Consider the following 595-nt stretch of genomic DNA (forward strand, 5'->3'; position numbering starts at 1 on the left):
ATGCTGATGGCAACTTGGTGTACCTGGGTCGTCGCGATGGACAGATCAAGATTCGCGGCAAGCGTGTCGAGCTCGGTGAGATCGTTCATCATATTACGGCGTTGCTGCCTGGACGGAACGTCAGCATCCAGGTATTGGCAGAGCGGGGCACGGAAATGCTTCTGGCCTTCGTCGACGGCGGCCAGGCGGAACAGACGGCGGACCAGCTCAGGGCCAAGCTCTGGCAACAGCTGCCTCGGCACATGGTGCCGGCACATATCCTGTTCGTGGATACGATGCCTTTGACGCCCAACGGCAAGGTCTGCAGGACCTCGCTGCTTGAGTACTTCCAGGAGCACCAGCAGACGTTCGCACCGTCAGCCCTTGAACTGGATCCGATCCAGGAGCTCATCGCCGAGGTGTGGAGGAAGCTACTGCACGCGAAGATCAGTCGTCTGGATGATGACTTCTTCTCGCTGGGTGGCGATTCGATCCTGTCGATCCAGGCGGTCGCCGAGCTTCGCCAGGCGGGCATGGACGTATCCGTTGCCGACATTTTCAAATACCCCAGCCTGCGGCAACTGGCGCATCACCTGTCGGAAACTGAGAAGAGGAT

1 protein-coding gene is annotated in these 595 nt (G+C 59.3%); it reads left to right on the forward strand.

Translation table 11 applies throughout. The features are described from left to right. Positions 1-17: 17 nt before the first annotated feature. A partial coding sequence (locus ACXJKH_RS21905; protein ID WP_457322542.1) for a phosphopantetheine-binding protein occupies positions 18-595 on the forward strand: 578 nt, incomplete at its 3' end.

The sequence above is a fragment of the Stenotrophomonas sp. P5_B8 genome, from assembly GCF_054049855.1.